This is a genomic window from Pseudomonas fortuita, from assembly GCF_026898135.2.
GTDB lineage: Bacteria > Pseudomonadota > Gammaproteobacteria > Pseudomonadales > Pseudomonadaceae > Aquipseudomonas > Aquipseudomonas fortuita.
The window spans coordinates 3,624,047-3,641,076 of sequence record NZ_CP114035.2; the positions used below are offsets into that span (position 1 = coordinate 3,624,047).

Here is a 17,030-nt window from a genome sequence, read left to right on the forward strand (position 1 = left end):
ACTCCGATGATCTCCCACGGCGCTACGTTCCGTCCGTGGGAGTTCCCGAAGTGCCATTCGATACCTTTTGTATCGGCAGAAAACGCTTTCCAAGTGTTCTGCCGCTAACAAGCCTCATCCAGACTGATAGCCACAGAAAACCTAGTGCCATGCAACGCATAGCAGTATGCAAGAAGCACTAGCCAGGAGAACACCATGCAACGCAAAGCTGTGCTCGAACAAGCCGAAGTCGCCCGCATCCTCGCTGCCGCACGCGAAGAGGCGCAGCGTAACCAGTGGGCGGTGTGTATCGCCGTAGTCGATGACGGCGGCCACCCGCTGGCCCTCGAGCGCCTCGATGGTTGCGCCCCCATCGCTGCTTACATCGCCACCGAAAAGGCTCGCAGCGCAGCGCTCGGCCGACGCGACACCAAGGGTTACGAGGAAATGGTCAACGGCGGGCGCACCGCGTTTGTCAGCGCACCGCTGCTGACATCGCTCGAAGGGGGCCTTCCGCTGCGGGTGGACGGGCAAGTGGTTGCTGCCGTGGGCGTTTCCGGAGTGAAGGCCGAACAGGATGCCCAAGTGGCTGCAGCCGGGATCGCTGCGCTCTGAGCGCGGCTTCAAGAACAGATGAACCAAGCGATAGGAGAGACGAGAATGACCGAGCGCGTGCCATGCCAGCGTTTGCAGGTGGCTGAGAACTTCAAGCACTTCATCGAGGATGAGGTGCTCCCCGGCACCGAGATTACGTCGGATCATTTCTGGAGGGGGCTCGATGCCCTGGTGCACGATCTGGCGCCGCGCAACCGCGCTTTGCTGGCCGAGCGTGTTCACTTGCAGGGCGAATTGGATACCTGGCACCGCGCCCACCCCGGGTCGGTAACGGACATGGAGGCCTATCAGCGCTTCCTTGGCAGCATCGGTTATCTGCTGCCACAACCTGAAAAGGTTAAGGTCGGCACGGACCATGTCGACCGTGAGGTAGCAGTGCAGGCCGGCCCGCAGTTGGTGGTGCCGGTGATGAACGCACGCTATGCGCTCAACGCCGCTAATGCCCGTTGGGGCTCGTTGTACGATGCCCTGTATGGCACCGACGCCATCGCCGAAGACGGCGGCGCCAGCAAGGGGCCTGGATACAATCCGGTGCGTGGCGCTCGAGTCATTGCGTTCGCCCGCGCCTTCCTCGACCAGGCCTTCCCCCTGCAGGGCGGTTCTCACGTCGATGCCAGCGCCTACCAGGTAGTGGATGGTCAATTGCGGGTATCGCTGCATAGCGGTGAAGCGATCGGTTTGGCCCAATCGGATCAATTCGTTGGTCACCAGGGCGAAGCATCGTCACCGACCGTCGTACTGCTCGTGCATCATGACTTGCACGTGGAGATCCAGATCGACCCGACCAGCCCAGTCGGCAGCACCGATGCCGCTGGCGTCAAGGACCTGGTGCTGGAGTCGGCCTTGACCACCATCATGGACTGCGAAGATTCAGTGGCCGCGGTCGATGCCGATGACAAGGTGGCTGTCTACCGTAACTGGCTGGGCCTGATGAAGGGCAACCTGACTGAAACCGTGAGCAAGAACGGGAAGGCATTCACGCGTACCCTGAACCCTGACCGCACCTACCAGGGCCGCGACGGTAAACCAGTAACCCTGCCGGGGCGCTCGCTGCTGTTCGTGCGCAACGTTGGTCATCTGATGAGCACCCCAACCATCCTCGATCAGGAAGGTCAGGAGATTCCCGAAGGAATTCTCGATGCCGTAATCACTAGCCTTGCAGCCGTTCACGACCTGCGCCGCCGCGGCAACTCGCGTAGCGGCAGCGTCTATATTGTGAAGCCCAAGATGCACGGCCCTGCTGAGGTAGCATTTGCCAACAGGCTGTTTGGTCGAGTTGAGGATCTTCTTGGCCTGGCCCCTCATACCTTGAAGATGGGCATCATGGACGAGGAGCGCCGCACCAGCATCAACCTCAAGGCGTGCATCGCCGAAGCCGCCAATCGCGTGGTGTTCATCAATACCGGATTCCTCGACCGTACGGGCGACGAGATGCACTCGACCATGGAAGCCGGCGCCATGCTGCGCAAGGGCGACATGAAGTCGACTCCCTGGATCCAGTCCTATGAGCGCAACAACGTACTGGTGGGGCTGGACTGTGGCCTGCGTGGACGTGCGCAAATCGGCAAGGGCATGTGGGCCATGCCGGACCTGATGGCAGCCATGCTTGAACAGAAAATTGCTCACCCCAAGGCCGGTGCCAACACCGCGTGGGTACCTTCGCCTACCGCCGCGACGCTGCACGCGCTGCACTACCACCAGGTAGACGTGCGTCAAGTGCAACAAGAGTTGGAACGCATCGACCTAGACAGCCAGCGCGCCGAGTTGCTGCAAGGCCTGCTCAGTGTGCCGGTCAGTGTCGATCGCAATTGGAGCCCGACCGAGATCCAGGCAGAACTGGATAACAACTGCCAGAGCATCCTTGGCTATGTAGTGCGCTGGATCGAACAGGGCGTTGGTTGTTCCAAAGTGCTCGATATCCACGACGTAGGTTTGATGGAAGACCGCGCCACCCTGCGTATCTCCGCCCAGCATATTGCGAACTGGCTGCACCATCGTGTGGTTAGCACTGGCCAAGTCCGTGCAGCGCTGGAGCGCATGGCTCAGGTGGTCGATGGGCAGAATGCTGGGGACCAAGCCTACCGCCCGATGGCGCCGGACTTTGAAAGCAGCCATGCCTTCCGAGCCGCCTGTGACCTGGTGTTCAAGGGACGTGAGCAGCCAAGTGGCTACACAGAGCCGCTGCTTCATGCCTGGCGGTTGCGCTTCAAACAGGCTCGCTGAACCCGTACCTGCCCGTCGCTGATGAGCTCACTCCCACATGACTGCACCGCGTCTGTGGGAGATCCCAAATAACGTTTTCGCAGCATCCAGTACCGACAGGATCTGGCTTGCCAGCGAGGAGGCATTGCTCACCGTCATACACATTCGACCAGCTAACCCCGTCGAAACATCCGCATCACCCTTACAAGCTATCAACAATAAAAAGAGGCTTTTAACATGCAAACTTGGGAACAGATGTACACTCCCCTCGGCAGCCTGGGCTTGTCAGCCCTGGTCGCGCTGATCCCGATCATTTTCTTCTTTATTGCTCTCGCCGTCTTTCGCATGAAAGGCTATATCGCCGGCACCATCACCTTGGTGTTGTCGATCCTCGTCGCCACCCTGGCCTACGACATGCCCCTGGACATGGCCTTTGCCGCTGCCGGTTACGGCTTCGCCTATGGTCTGTGGCCAATCGCCTGGATCATTGTCGCGGCCGTATTCCTCTACAAGCTTACGGTCAAGAGCGGTCAGTTCGAGGTGATTCGCAGCTCGGTGCTCTCGATCACCGATGACCAGCGCCTGCAGGTACTGCTGATCGGCTTCTCCTTCGGGGCTTTCCTCGAAGGTGCGGCCGGCTTTGGCGCGCCAGTGGCGATCACCGGCGCCCTGCTTGTGGGGCTGGGTTTCAATCCGCTGTACGCCGCCGGGCTGTGCCTGATCGCCAACACCGCACCGGTGGCCTTCGGTGCTTTAGGTGTGCCGATTATCGTTGCTGGGCAAGTGACTGGCATCGACGCGTTCAAGATTGGCGCCATGGCCGGACGCCAACTGCCGCTGCTGTCGGTCATCGTACCGTTCTGGCTGGTAGCGATCATGGATGGTTGGCGCGGCGTCAAAGAAACCTGGCCTGCCGCGTTGGTGGCCGGTGCGAGCTTTGCCATCACTCAGTACCTGACCTCGAATTACATCGGCCCGGAACTGCCGGATATCACCTCGGCGCTGGTCAGCATCGTCTCGCTGACGCTGTTCCTCAAGGTCTGGCAGCCGACCCGTGCCGCCGATCGTGAGGTGGTCAGCGTGTCCGGCGGTGCGGCGGTCATGGGCGGTTTCTCCGGCCCTCGCGGCAGTACGCCGTCGCCGTATAGCTTCGGGCAGATCCTCAAGGCTTGGTCGCCGTTCCTGATCCTCACTGTGCTGGTAACCATCTGGACGCTCAAACCATTCAAGGCGATGTTCGCCCCAGGTGGCGCGCTCGAGCAGTTGGTGCTGATGTTCAAGATTCCGCACCTGGACCAACTGGTGATGAAGGCCGCACCCATCGTCGCCCAACCTACCCCAATGGCGGCGGTGTATAAGTTCGACTTGGTGTCGGCGGGTGGTAGTGCAATCTTACTGTCGGCGCTGGTCTCGATGTTTGTCCTGCGCATCAACTGGAAGACCGGACTGGTCAGCTTTAAGGAGACCCTGGTCGAACTCAAGCTACCGATCCTGTCCATCGGCATGGTGCTGGCTTTCGCCTTCGTCACCAACTATTCCGGTATGTCTACCACCTTGGCGCTGGTGCTGGCCGGTACTGGCGCGGCGTTCCCGTTCTTCTCGCCGTTCCTGGGCTGGCTGGGGGTATTCCTGACCGGCTCCGACACCTCGTCCAATGCCCTGTTCGGCTCGCTGCAAGCCACCACCGCGCACCAGATTGGCGTCAGCGACACCCTGCTGGTCGCTGCCAATACCAGTGGCGGCGTAACCGGCAAGATGATCTCGCCGCAGTCGATCGCTGTGGCGTGTGCTGCCACCAGCATCGTCGGCAAGGAGTCGGATCTGTTCCGCTTCACCTTGAAGCACAGCCTGATCTTTGCCGCCATCATCGGTCTGATCACCCTGTCCCAGGCATACGTGTTCACCGGCATGCTGGTGCACTGATACCCACCGGGCGCCGGGTTCACCGGCGCCTTTCCACCCCAATCATGATCGGTGAGAACCCATGACCTCCAATTTCAAGCAAGCAGCCCTGGACTATCATGAACATCCCACGCCAGGGAAAATCCGTATCGAACTGAGTAAGCCGGCCAACACCGCCAACGATCTTGCCTTGGCTTACAGCCCAGGCGTCGCCGAGCCAGTAAGGGCTATCGCTGCCTGCCCAGATGATGCGTACCGCTATACCAGCAAGGGCAACTTGGTCGCCGTTATCAGCAACGGTTCGGCGATCCTCGGCCTCGGCAACCTCGGCCCGCTGGCCAGTAAGCCAGTGATGGAGGGTAAAGCACTGCTCTTCAAGCGCTTTGCGGACATCGATTCGGTAGATATCGAGGTCAAGGCCACGACGCCCGAGACGTTTATCGATACCGTGGCACGCATAGCCGACACGTTCGGTGGCATCAACCTTGAAGATATCAAGGCGCCGGACTGCTTCGAGATTGAGCAGAAATTGATTGAGCTGTGCGACATCCCTGTCTTCCACGACGACCAACATGGCACGGCGATCGTGACTGCGGCCGGTCTACTCAATGCGCTAGAAATCCAGGACAAGCGCTTAGAGGACGCTCGCATCGTTTGTCTTGGTGCCGGTGCGGCAGCAACCGCTTGCATGAACCTGCTGGTTGCACTCGGCGCCCGTCGCGACAAGCTGTATATGCTGGACCGTCAAGGCGTGATCCACTCTGGTCGTGAAGGTCTCGATCCGCACAAGTTGGCATTCGCCAATGACTCAGGAGCACGCACCCTGGACGAGGCCTTGCAAGGCGCCGATGTATTCTTGGGTCTGTCTGGTGCGAACCTGTTGACCCCTGAGGCACTCGGCAATATGGCAGCGAGGCCAATCCTGTTTGCCTGCTCCAACCCTGACCCAGAGATTAGCCCTGAGTTGGCCAAATCCGTGCGTGACGATCTGATCATCGCCACCGGTCGGTCTGACTACCCCAACCAAGTGAATAACGTGCTGGGCTTCCCATTCATCTTCCGTGGTGCCCTGGATGTGAGGGCTCGACATATCAATGAAGCGATGAAAATTGCGGCGGTAGAGGCACTGCGACAGTTGGCCAAAACCCCGGTCCCAAGTGACGTACTGCAGGCCTATCAACTGGACAGTCTGGCATTTGGCCGGGATTACATCTTGCCCAAACCGATGGATGCCCGCTTGCTGGTAGCGATTTCGAGCGCAGTCGCCAAGGCTGCAGTCGAGTCAGGCGTTGCCCGCCTGCCATACCCGGCGCATTACCCCGTATAGGGGTAAAGCAACACTCAGGCAGGCCACAGGGAACTGATCAGGGGGACGATCACTGCGGTCAACAGTCCATTAAGGCCAATGCCGACCGCCGCGAACGCAGCCCCCAACCCACTGAGCGGAGCAATCTGCGCGGCGGCTACCCCACTGCCGGCGACCCCAGCAGCCAGCCCATGGGCACGCCAGTCGTCGACACGTAGCCAACCCAACACACTCCGCCCCAAGACTGCGGCTACGATTCCCCCGGCAATGGCCAGGCTGGCGGTCAATGCGGGGACTCCCCCAACTTCCTCCGCCAATGCCATGGCGATTGGCGTAGTGACCGATTTGGGTGCCATAGAAAGCGCCACACTCCGATCCCCTCCCAGTAACCAGACCAGCACAACACCGCTGAGCGTCGTGGTGAGCGAACCGGCCAGGAGGGCCAACCCCACCCCACTCAAGCTGCGCCTCACATGGCTGAGGTTAAGTGCGAGTGGTACCGCAAGTGCGACAGTTGCTGGTCCCAAGAGGAAATTGATGAACTGCGCACCAGCATAGTAGGTGTCGTAGTCGGTCCCGGTCGCTTGCAATACCACGACCATCAATACGATGGCTATCAACACGGGGTTCGCCCAGGCGGCCCCTGCACATCGGCGTTGCACCTGTTGACCGACCACGAAGGCTAACAACGACAGTGACAGCCATAACAGAGGAGAGACTGCCAATGGTGTCCATAACGCAAGCAATGAACTAATCATGCCCGATCCTCTTCACTCGCCGATGCTTGACGCCGTTCAGCCAGACGCGTCAGGTGATGCATCACCATGCCAGTGACCACCAGGCCAAGCAGTGTAGAAACTAGAAGGCCGACCACAATCGGTATCCAGTCTCGCTCGAGTACACCCAACTCGGCCACAATACCTACGCCAGCCGGTACAAACAGCAATCCCATGTTACCGATCAGCGACTGCGCCACTTGCGTCAACGGCGCCGGTGCCCCATCACTTGGGACAATCCAATGGTTGGCAAAAGTGACCAGTGCCACTGCAAGCAGGAACATACCAATCACTGGCCCAGGTAACGGCAGATGGAACAGGCGCCGGGCAATTTCCCCCAGCAGTTGTGCACCGATGAGCATGGCGAAAGCAGCGGGCATATGAACCTCAGTCTAAGAAGTTGCGACCCGCGACCAGTCTAAAAACCTGAGCCACCCAGAGGTTGAAGACCAGTACAATGGACCGAACAGAGTCAGAACATGGCCCGTTCCCCTTTGCATCTGGAAGGACCGACGAGGTCATGCTGGCCTTTCGGGGGCGCGCTGAAAACCACCCGACTGGCAAATGATTTGTGCGGAAAGGGTATTTGAATGGGTATCCGCTGTGGAGAAGACATGGATACTTTGGCGAGCACGCTTTCTGACCTTTCAAAGGCAACGCTGCAGGGTTGATCGCTACCACCACAGCCCGCTGGCCAATCGCTTGCTTGCTACCCTACTTCGCCTCATACCCCCGGCCACGGTGGCCTGGCCGGGTAGCGTCAATATCGACATTGAACGCCAGCAAGTTGGTCTGCTCGCCATCCAAGTGAAGCTTACGATCGGCGGGACATTAGCGCCCAGGCAAGGGAGAACTGAAACGCCCCTCGACCGGATAGCTAGGGTCAGTGTAGTGCGGCGTGGAGCAATGCCCGGGCGGTACCAGGCTGTCGACGAAGCACTCGTCCTGCTCCTCGATACGCACCTGCAATGCTTCTAGGTAACCGTACCACTGCGCCTCGGTGCGAGGCCCGGCGATGACCGAGCTCACGCAGCGGTTGTTGAGGACCCAGGCCAGAGCAAAGGCAGCGCTGCTGGTGCCGCGTGAGGCGGCGTGGGCGGCGACCGATTGGGCAATGTGCAGGGATTCGCGCCGCCATTCGGTTTGGCGGATGCGCTGGTCGCCGCGCCCTGCCCGGCTGTCCGACGGTGGCGGGCCGTCTGGAGCGTACTTGCCGGTCAGAACACCTCGCGCCAGCGGGCTGTAAGGCACAACACCCAAACCGTAGTGATGGGCGGCAGGCAAATGCTCGATCTCAACGCTGCGGTTGACCAGGTTATACAGCGGCTGGCTGGCCACCGGCCGGTCCAGGCTCATATCGTCGGCCAGACGCACCACTTCGGCAATGTACCAACTGCGGAAGTTTGACACCCCGAAATAACGTACCTTCCCCTGGCGGATCAGGTCGCCGACGGCGCGCACGCCTTCTTCCAAGGTCACACCGGGAACGGCACGGTGGAAGTAAAGGATGTCGAGGTAGTCGGTGCCGAGGCGCTTGAGGCTCGCCTCGACGACTTGGTTGATCCACTTGCGCGACTGGCCCTGGCGGTTCGGGGCAGTATCGACGGGTGAGCCGAACTTGCTGGCCAGCACCCAGTCGTCGCGCTGGGAGGCGATGCCCCGGCCGACGATACACTCGGCGGCACCGCCGGTGTAAACGTCGGCGGTGTCGATGAAGTTGACACCCTGGGCATGAGCGTGGGCAATGATGCGCTGGGCGGTCGGTTCGTCGGTCGCGCCGCCGAACATCATGGTACCCAGGCACAAGGGGGAGACCTTCAGGGCGCTGTGGCCCAAGTAGCGGTAGTCCATGAATATCACCGTGGGAAGGGTTGGAAGTGTGCCTGCAGCGGCTGAGTCACGGGGCGAACTCGCGATAGCGCTGACGCGAGAGCCCCGTGCCAGGGCATCAACCCTGCTGGAATACCTCACGGGCACAGCGGAAGCTGTCCACCGCCGCCGGCACCCCTGCGTAGATCGCCGCCTGCAGGAACACCTCGCGGATTTCCTCCTTGCTCACCCCATTATTCAGCGCACCACGAATGTGAAGCTTAAGCTCATGAGGCCGGTTAAGCGCAGTCATGAAGGCCAGGTTGAGCAGGCTACGGGTGCGCCGGTCCAGGCCCGGTCGGTTCCATACATCGCCCCAGCAGTATTGCGACACCAGTTCCTGCATCGGCATGCCGAACTCATCAGCGTTGGCCAGGGCGGCGTCCACGTAGGCGTCGCCTAACACTTCACGACGGGTCTGCAGCCCGCGTTCAAACAATTCCTGATTCATGCAAGGTTCTCCGTTTCGATACTGGATAAGCGCCGGGGCGCCAGCCGCCCCGGCGTGACTGTCACTTGGCCGCGGCGATCCACTGATCGAACTGCGCCTGGTTGGCGCCGATCCACTGGTCGGCAAGCTTGCGGATCATTTCCGGCGAGCCGCCCTCCTTGCCGATCGCTGCCTCCCACTGCGACCACACGGCGGTGGGGAAATGCACCTGCTGCATCAGTTGCCGGATCGCCGGGTTATCGGCGAGGAACTGCTTGTTCGCCACCGTGTGGTAGTTCCACGACCCCATGGCCATACGGCACGGGTTGGCATCGCCGGCGCAGCCCTCGACGTCCTTGACCAGCGCCGAGCCGTCGTTGGGAATGTCCGGCGGCAGCGCGTCCTTGGGCGTAGGCAGCCACAGCACGTCGCTACCTGGGACCAGCGCATTGGTCACCCACGACGGGCTCCAGGCGTAGAAGAACACTGGTTTGCCGCCCTTGACCTTGGTCACCACGTCGGCCATCAGCGCCTCGTACTTGCCACGCACCTGGCGCACCGTGCCGGTCAGCTCGAAAGCCTTCATCTGGTAGTCGATCACCTTGCCACAGCTCCACGCCGGGTCGCAGCTGGTCAGCTCGGCCTTGCCACTGGAGCCGAACAACGCGGCGACCTTTGGATCTTTCAACTGTTCCAGGGTGGTGATGTTGTTGGCCAGTGCGGTCTTCTTGTCGATCAAGTAGCCGTTGATGCCACCGCCAATGATCATCCCCTCTCCCACCAGTTCGGCGTCCTTTGCCACGGCGCGAAAACCTGGTTCGCGCTGCGGCAGGGTGATATCGGTGCCGATGTCCATGTCACGTTGGGCTACGGCGGGAAAGAACAGGGTGTTGTCCAGGGTGACCAGCTTGACCTTGTATCCCAGCGCCTTGAAGGCGTCGGAGACGATCTGCGCCACCACATAGTTACCGCCCAAGCTGCTGTCCTGGGCATAGCGGATGGTCCGGCCATCGCCAGGCAACCCCTCGGCTCGGGCGGTGCCCGTCAGGGCCAATAGTACGGCGGCACAGGCGAGCGTCTTGTGAAACATGTTCATCGTTGTCTACCTTCTTTTTATGCTCGTTATCGGGTTGTGACACACACGCAAACGCATCAAGCAAGGTGCTGCGGCTCAGCGCCCCTGGGACAGCAGGCGCTCTCCGCGCAGGCAGCGGCGGAGCACGCTTTTAAAGGTCAGGGCCTTGCCTGACCGGGGCGCGCCCAGTGCCTGGGAGAACCGGTCAAGCATGATCGCCAGCAGCACAATGGCGATGCCGCCGACCGCCGCGCCACCGACGTCGAGTCGGCCGATGCCCTGCAGCACCACCAGGCCCAAGCCCTCGGCGCCGATCATCGAGATCACCACCGACATCACCATCGCGGTCAGCACCGTCTGGTTCAGGCCGCCGAGGATGGTCGGCATCGCCAGCGGGAGTTGCACCTCCCACAACAGCTGCCACTTGTTGGCACCGAACGCCTGGCCGGCCTCGACGATCTCGCTGTCGACCATGCAGATGCCCAACTGGGTGAAGCGGATCAATGGCGGCATCGCCGCGGTGGCCACCGCTACTTCACCGGGAACATTGCCGACACCGAACAGCATCACCACCGGTACCAGGTACACGAAGGTCGGCGTGGTCTGCATCACGTCCAGTACTGGACGCACCACCATCCATGCCCCAGGGCTGCGTGCGCACCAGATGCCGATAGGGATACCAATTACCGCGCAGAACACGATGGCGGTGGTGATCAGCGACAGTGTGGTCATCGCCTCCGACCACACCCCAAGCACCGCGATGGTCACGTAAGCGGCAACGCTAAAGAGCGCCACGCGAAGGTTGGCCAGGCGCCAGAACAGCACGAAGGTCAACAGCACCATCACCGGGAACGGCATGGCATGGAAGGCGCCGTCGACGAAGTTGAGCAACTGCTCGATTGGCCACTTCAGGCTGGAGAACAGCGGACGGAAGTTCTCCGCCAGCCACTGCACACCGTTTTGTATCCAGTCGGCGATGGGGAACACCGCCAGGTCGTTGGCTTCAAGCATGTCGCACCTCCACGCCCTGTGCGGCGCCAATACGGGCGAGAATATGCCCCGCATCCAGGAACCCGAGCAGTCGCCCGGACTCGTCCGTGACTCCCACTGGTTGGCCACCAATGCACTGCGGTGCGACGTCCACCAGCCGTGCCGTGCTCGGCACGCAAGTGAAGCCTGCAGCCGGCTGCGGCGCCTGCTGGCCGCTGCGGGCTAGGGCAACCTGCTGCTGGCTGAGGATGCCCAGTAGCCGCTGCTCGCCATCGACCAGGAACCCCGGTCCCTGGCTGTTGGCACCCAGCAAGGTGCGGCCTTCGCCACGCCACACCGGCGTAAGCACGGTCATCACGGAAGCGGCGTCGAACACCCGGGCGCGGTCGACCTCGCGGGTGAAGCCGGCCACGTACTCGCTGCCCGGTTCCATGACAATTGACTGCGGCGTGCCCTCGCGGACCACCCGGCCTTCGGACATGATGGCAATGCGTGAGCCGAGCTTGAGCGCTTCCTGGAAGTCGTGGGTGATGAACAGGATGGTCTTGTTCAGGGTGCGTTGCAGGCGCAGCAGTTCATCCTGCATCTCGGTGCGGATCAATGGATCGAGGGCGCTGAACGCCTCATCCATGATCAGCACGTCGGCGTCGGTGGCCAGTGCCCGGGCCAGGCCAACACGTTGACGCATGCCGCCGCTGAGCTCATGGGGCATGTGGTAGGCCCACTTGCTCAAGCCCACCACCGCCAACACTTCCTCGGCTCGGGCGCGGCGCTGGGCCGGCGCGGTGCCGCGCATCTTCAGACCGAACTCGACGTTCTCGATCACCCGCCGGTTGGGCAGCAGGCCGAAGTGCTGGAACACCATGGAGATCCGGGAGCGGCGCACCTCGCGCAGGCCCGCTTCGTCCAGCGCGCAGAGGTCCTCGCCGTCAAGCAGGATGCGTCCGGCGCTGGGCTCGTTGAGGCGATTGATGCAGCGCGCCAGAGTAGATTTGCCCGAGCCGGACAGGCCCATGATCATGTAGATCGAGCCGGACGGGATGCGCAGCGACACGTCGTCCACGCCCACCACCTGGCTCAGGGTGTCCAGCACCTCGGCGCGACCCTTGCCTTCGCGCAGCATCGCTAGCGCTGGGCCGGGTTTGTCGCTGAACACCTTGTAGAGATTCTCAATGACCAGTCGGTCAGTCATGGCTGCGACTCCTCGTGCAAGTTCGGATGGCCCGCGAACTGAGTTCGCGGGGACACGGCAGTCGATGAAGGCCCGGCCTCACGCAAGGCGGCCAGGTGGAGGGATATCGAACCGCTTTTTATTCGGGGGATGCGTTTTTCGATGTTCATTGCCAGCACTCTCGTAGCAAACAGAATCTCACTGACCGGACCGACACCCCCCGCCGCAGCGAGTTTGGTGGCGTGTCCGTCCACTCACTGATCGTCCATGAAGAACTCATGCAATAGGCCGGCGACCTGCTGCGGTGCCTCGATCAGGATCGAGTGGCGCAACCCCGGCAGGATTTCAAGCCTGGAGCCTGGGATGCATTCGTGCATGAAAGTCGCCATGCGCGGGTTAGAGCCCTGGTCCTGCTCGCCGGTGGCGATCAGGGTAGGTACCTGGATTTGGTCGATGAAACCGCCATAGTCGGTCTCAGCCAGCACCCGGTACGCTGCCGCATAGCACTGAGGGTCGTTCTCGGCGTCACGCTGGCGCAGGCAGGCGATTAGTTCCGGATTGCGCGCCTGGAAGTCCTCCGACAGCCAGCGAGACAGCGAGGCATCATGGTGCGAGCCGCGTTCGCCCTCCTGCAACGCCGCCAGACGCTCCAGTACCCGCGTGCGTTCCTCGCGGGTGCGCCCAGAGACCGTGGCCAGCAGCGCCAGGCGCCGCAGCCGGTGCGGGTGCTGTAAGGCCAGGCGCTGGGCAATCAGGCCGCCCAGGGAGAAACCGGCCAGGTCGAAGGTGTCGAAGCCCACGTGAGCGGCCAACGCCAAGGTGTCGCCGACGAAGTCGTCGATCTCGTAGCGGCCGTACACCCGCGAGGAACGCCCGTGGCCGCGCAGGTCGAAGGTGAGGATGCGAAAGTCCTCGACCAGGTGGCTGGCAACCGCGTCCCAGGCTTCCAGGTATGAGCCCACACCGTGGATGCATACCAGCGGGCGCGGGCCGCGCCCCTGCAGGCGGTAGTTCAGTTCGATGCCGCCGGTGGCCAGGGTGCCCTGGATCATGCCCGATGGGTCGGAGGTTTGCGTCAGCATATGCGCTCCCTGTCCGTCTCAATCGGCCTGACGCGCGGCGGCGCGACGGGCGAAATGCGGCATGACTTCGTCGATGAACAGGCGCAGCGTCTTCTCCTGCAACTCGAACGGGAGGTTGAAGGCCAACCCCAGGCAGAACTGGTCGACCCCTTGCGCCTCGTACAATTCCAGCTTGCGGATGATCTCGTCAGGGGTACCGAACATCAGGTTCTCACGGATCGCCTCGGGGTTGTAGCTATCGCGGTTGGCCACCAGTTCATAGGGTACCGCCTCGGGGAAGCCGTTGTTCACGGTGCCGATGTTCTGCATCAGGTTCTCGAAGGCGCGCCCGTAGTCGATGCTGTGGCGCACGGCCACTTCCCAGTCCTGCTCACGGTCGTAGACACAGGTGCGGCGCTGCATCATGAAGCGCGGGCGCGGTACCTCGGGATGGTCGGCCACCGCCTTGCGGAACTTCTCACCCAGTACGACGACTTCGCTGGCCGGTGCTGACAACGGCGTGGAGAGGATGTTGGCGCCGACACTGACGGCCCAGTCAAAGCTTGCCGGATCACGTGTGGCTACCCAGATTGGCGGGTGTGGCTGCTGCAGCGGCTTGGGTACCGAGGTCGCGACCGGGAACTTCCAGTAATGGCCGTCGTGGGCATAATCTCCCTGCCAGAGCTTTTTCACTGCCGGCAACAACTCTTTCATGTAGGCCACCCCTTCTTGCTGCGGGATGCCGCCGGCCATGCGGTCGAACTCGTATTGGTAGGCACCGCGGGCGATGCCGAACTCCAGGCGCCCACCTGTCAGGTGGTCACACAAGGCGGACTCACCCGCCAGGCGTATCGGCGACCAGTACGGCGCCACCAGCGTCGAGGTGCCGAGACGAATGTTCTGCGTGTGCTGGGCCAGCCAGGTCAGCGTAATGAATGGGTTGGGCGAGATCGTGCACTCGAGCGTATGGTGCTCGGCGGTCCACAGGGTCTCGAAGCCACCCTCATCGGCCATGCGCACCAGCTTGAGGAAGTTGTGGATCTTGTCGCTCATCCGCTCCTCGGGGTTGAAGCGCTCCATGCTCAGGGAAACTGCGAATTTCATTGTTGTTGTCTCCAGTCGTGTGGGGTTGGGCAAGCGCAATCAGCGCAGGCGGATGACGAATGGGTCTTGCAAGGTCTCGGAATAGTCCACCAGCACGTTCTTCAGGCGCGAGAACTCACGCATCACCTCGAAACCGCCGCGAATGCCATAGCCGCTGTTTTTCATGCCGCCGTTCGACGACATATAGGCCGTCGAGCGATAGGTGTTGATCCAGACCGTGCCGGCGTCGACGTCACGGGCAAAGCGCATGGCGCGGCTAATGTCTCGGGTCCAAACACCGGCGGCAAGGCCGTACTCGGTGTCGTTGGCCAGTTCGATCAGTTGCGCCTCGGTATCGAAGGGCACGACCCCGACCACCGGGCCGAAGATTTCATCGCGCATGAAGCGCATGTCGTTGCGCGCATCGACGATGACCGTCGGTTCGAAGTACCAGCCACCGTCTCGCACCGCTTCAGCCGCGCGCCGACCGCCCACGGCGACCCGGGCCCCTTCTCGGATCGCTGAATCGACGTAGTGCTCGACTTTCTCCAACTGCGCGGCCAGCGCCAGCGGGCCGATATCGGTGTCTTCCATGGTCGGGTGGCCGACCTTGATCCGCCGTGCGCGCTCGACCAGCGCATCGACGAACGCGGGATAGATCGAGGACTCGACAAAGCAGCGCGAGCCAGCGACGCAGGTCTGCCCGGCGGCGGCGAACACACCGGCGACCACGCCGTTGACCGCATATTCGATGTTGGCGTCGGCGAACACCACATGGGGTGATTTACCGCCCAGTTCCATCTGGCACGACACCAGGTTCTGCGCCGCATTGGCGGCGATTTTGCGGCCAGTGGCAGTGCTGCCGGTAAACACCAATTTGGCAACGCCGGGGTGGCGACTGAGCGCCTCGCCGGTCGTCGGGCCGTCGCCCGTCACCACGTTGATCACTCCCGGCGGAATACCGGCCTGGATCGCCAGTTCGGCCAACGCCAAGGTCGATGCGCTGGTGTGTTCGGACGGTTTGATGACGACGGTGTTACCGATCGCCAAGCACGGTGCCAGGGTGCCGGTGAGCAGCATCAACGGCGAGTTCCAAGGCGTGATCATGGCCACCACGCCAATCGGCTCACGCAGGTTGTAGTTCAGCGCATCGAGCTTATTGACCGGGATGGTGTCGCCCTGCAGCTTGTCGGCCATGCCGGCGAAGTAGTAGAACGAGTCAGGCAGGCCGCGCATCTGCGCCACCATTTCCTTGAGCAGCTTGCCGTTGTCGCGGCACTCGATGCGCGCCAACTCGTCGGCATGAACCGCAACCAGCTCACCCAGTCGGCGCACCAGCTTGCCGCGCTCAGTTTGCGTCATGCGACGCCAGGCAGCGCCTTTCAATGCGGCCTGTGCGCTACGTACCGCTGCATCAACGTCCCGAGCATCGGCCTGGGAAAATTCGTACCAGGGTTGCCCGGTGGTCGGGTCAAAACTGGGCAGGAACTCGCCGCTCTGGGCGACGGTGAACTGGCCGTCGATGAACAGTTGCTGCCGGGAGCCTTGCAGGCTTTGCAGTGTGGTTTGCATGTGTGATCAACTCCTGATTTCTGACTCAGTAGGCTTTGTCCCAGCTCTGCGCGCTGCCGACCATCGCGACACGCCCGCCCTCCTGGGAGTCCATGTAGATGCCGAAGCTGCCGCGCTCGGTCTCACGCGCATAGCGCTGCAACATGGCGCGTATCTCGTGGGAGATAATGGTTTCGTAGGGCAGTTGATCGAGGGAGAAGAAGTGCAGCGAAGGCGGCAACGCACCCTCCAGCAGCGACTCGCCCAGTTTGGCGCGATAGATCAGATAACCCGGGTCGTTATCGGCGGTGTCGAACACCGAATAGAGGAAGGTGTCATCGGGCAACAGAGCCAACTCGCCGCCCACGGACAGCGGCAGACGGCCGTCCTTGAGTCGACGCGAAGCGGTCGGCAGCACCCAGCCGCCCTTGCCATCCTCGGCCAGGAGCAAGCGCCCTTCGGATTCGATCAGGTAGCCGGTGATCATGTCGCTCGCCGAGAGCCAGCCCGGTGGCAGCGGGTCCTTGACCTGGGCATAGCGGCCGCGACAGAAACCCAACGGCGCCTCTGGGCTGGTACCGAACGCCTGGACCTGGCCGAGCAGGATGATATGGTCACCAGCATCGATGCACTGGTGCACCGTGCAGTCGAACCAGGTCAGGCAATCGGTCAGCACCGGTGCCCCGGTGTGCACCGCGACGTGGCTAACCTGGTCGAATTTGTCGGGGGCTTTGGAGGCGAAGACGTTGGAAAGCGCGACCTGCCCTTCGTGCAGCAGGTTGACGGCAAAGCTGTCGGCCTGCAGGAACACCGGATAGCTCGCTGCACCCTTGCCAATGCACACCAGCAGCAACGCCGGATCAAGCGAAACGGAGGTGAACGAATTGGCCGTCATGCCCCTTGGGCTGCCCTGCTCGTCACGGGTTGTGACCACGGTTACCCCGGTGACGAACGTACCGAAGGCACGGCGCAGGGCCATTGGGTCTATCGTCTTGTATTCGTGTTCAACGGTCTGCATGT

15 protein-coding genes are annotated in these 17,030 nt (G+C 62.0%); 4 read left to right on the plus strand and 11 right to left on the minus strand.

Features of this window, described 5'->3' with window-relative positions; all coding sequences use genetic code 11:
• Positions 1-195 precede the first annotated feature (195 nt).
• The 4 genes from OZ911_RS16565 to OZ911_RS16580 all read left to right on the plus strand — a co-directional run bounded on the left by OZ911_RS16565 (position 196) and on the right by OZ911_RS16580 (position 6,025).
• Positions 196-594: a heme-binding protein gene (locus OZ911_RS16565; protein ID WP_004577331.1), complete on the plus strand. Its 399-nt coding sequence runs from the start codon at positions 196-198 to the stop codon at positions 592-594.
• Between the two features lie 45 nt (positions 595-639).
• Complete coding sequence (locus OZ911_RS16570) at positions 640-2,817, plus strand: malate synthase G (RefSeq protein ID WP_012314189.1); 2,178 nt, start codon at positions 640-642, stop codon at positions 2,815-2,817.
• Positions 2,818-3,033: 216 nt separating this feature from the next.
• Positions 3,034-4,719 (plus strand): lactate permease LctP family transporter, encoded by a 1,686-nt coding sequence (locus OZ911_RS16575; RefSeq protein ID WP_012314188.1) that lies wholly within the window; start codon positions 3,034-3,036, stop codon positions 4,717-4,719.
• Between the two features lie 61 nt (positions 4,720-4,780).
• Entirely contained in the window at positions 4,781-6,025 is a 1,245-nt protein-coding gene (locus tag OZ911_RS16580) for a malic enzyme-like NAD(P)-binding protein (protein ID WP_004577328.1), read from the plus strand.
• A 14-nt stretch (positions 6,026-6,039) separates the two neighbouring features.
• Here the strand turns inward: OZ911_RS16580 and OZ911_RS16585 are convergent, their stop codons facing one another.
• From OZ911_RS16585 to OZ911_RS16635, 11 genes are all read right to left on the minus strand, one after another.
• Positions 6,040-6,762: an LrgB family protein gene (locus OZ911_RS16585; protein ID WP_042111395.1), complete on the minus strand. Its 723-nt coding sequence runs from the start codon at positions 6,760-6,762 to the stop codon at positions 6,040-6,042.
• Positions 6,759-7,160, minus strand: a complete 402-nt coding sequence (locus OZ911_RS16590) for a CidA/LrgA family protein (RefSeq protein ID WP_012314186.1) — start codon at positions 7,158-7,160, stop codon at positions 6,759-6,761. The genes OZ911_RS16585 and OZ911_RS16590 overlap by 4 nt, the downstream gene beginning before the upstream one ends.
• A 451-nt stretch (positions 7,161-7,611) precedes the next feature.
• Positions 7,612-8,631: an aldo/keto reductase gene (locus OZ911_RS16595; RefSeq protein WP_012314185.1), complete on the minus strand. Its 1,020-nt coding sequence runs from the start codon at positions 8,629-8,631 to the stop codon at positions 7,612-7,614.
• A gap of 97 nt (positions 8,632-8,728) precedes the next feature.
• Positions 8,729-9,100: a 4-carboxymuconolactone decarboxylase gene (pcaC, locus tag OZ911_RS16600; RefSeq protein WP_012314184.1), complete on the minus strand. Its 372-nt coding sequence runs from the start codon at positions 9,098-9,100 to the stop codon at positions 8,729-8,731.
• A gap of 61 nt (positions 9,101-9,161) precedes the next feature.
• Positions 9,162-10,175 carry a glycine betaine/L-proline ABC transporter substrate-binding protein ProX gene (gene proX, locus OZ911_RS16605; RefSeq protein ID WP_102667721.1) on the minus strand — a complete coding sequence of 338 codons (1,014 nt, stop codon included), beginning with the start codon at positions 10,173-10,175 and terminating at the stop codon, positions 9,162-9,164.
• Positions 10,176-10,250: 75 nt separating this feature from the next.
• Positions 10,251-11,165, minus strand: coding sequence for an ABC transporter permease (locus OZ911_RS16610; protein ID WP_012314182.1), 915 nt, complete (start codon positions 11,163-11,165; stop codon positions 10,251-10,253).
• Complete coding sequence (locus OZ911_RS16615) at positions 11,158-12,336, minus strand: quaternary amine ABC transporter ATP-binding protein (protein WP_012314181.1); 1,179 nt, start codon at positions 12,334-12,336, stop codon at positions 11,158-11,160. The genes OZ911_RS16610 and OZ911_RS16615 overlap by 8 nt, the downstream gene beginning before the upstream one ends.
• 233 nt (positions 12,337-12,569) lie before the next feature.
• Positions 12,570-13,397 carry an alpha/beta fold hydrolase gene (locus tag OZ911_RS16620; RefSeq protein WP_012314180.1) on the minus strand — a complete coding sequence of 276 codons (828 nt, stop codon included), beginning with the start codon at positions 13,395-13,397 and terminating at the stop codon, positions 12,570-12,572.
• An 18-nt stretch (positions 13,398-13,415) separates the two neighbouring features.
• Positions 13,416-14,480 (minus strand): LLM class flavin-dependent oxidoreductase, encoded by a 1,065-nt coding sequence (locus OZ911_RS16625; protein WP_012314179.1) that lies wholly within the window; start codon positions 14,478-14,480, stop codon positions 13,416-13,418.
• A gap of 39 nt (positions 14,481-14,519) precedes the next feature.
• Entirely contained in the window at positions 14,520-16,031 is a 1,512-nt protein-coding gene (locus OZ911_RS16630; RefSeq protein ID WP_012314178.1) for an aldehyde dehydrogenase, read from the minus strand.
• 25 nt (positions 16,032-16,056) lie between these two features.
• On the minus strand, positions 16,057-17,028 hold the full coding sequence (locus tag OZ911_RS16635; RefSeq protein ID WP_012314177.1) for a flavin reductase family protein: 972 nt from the start codon (positions 17,026-17,028) through the stop codon (positions 16,057-16,059).
• Between the last annotated feature and the right edge of the window lie 2 nt (positions 17,029-17,030).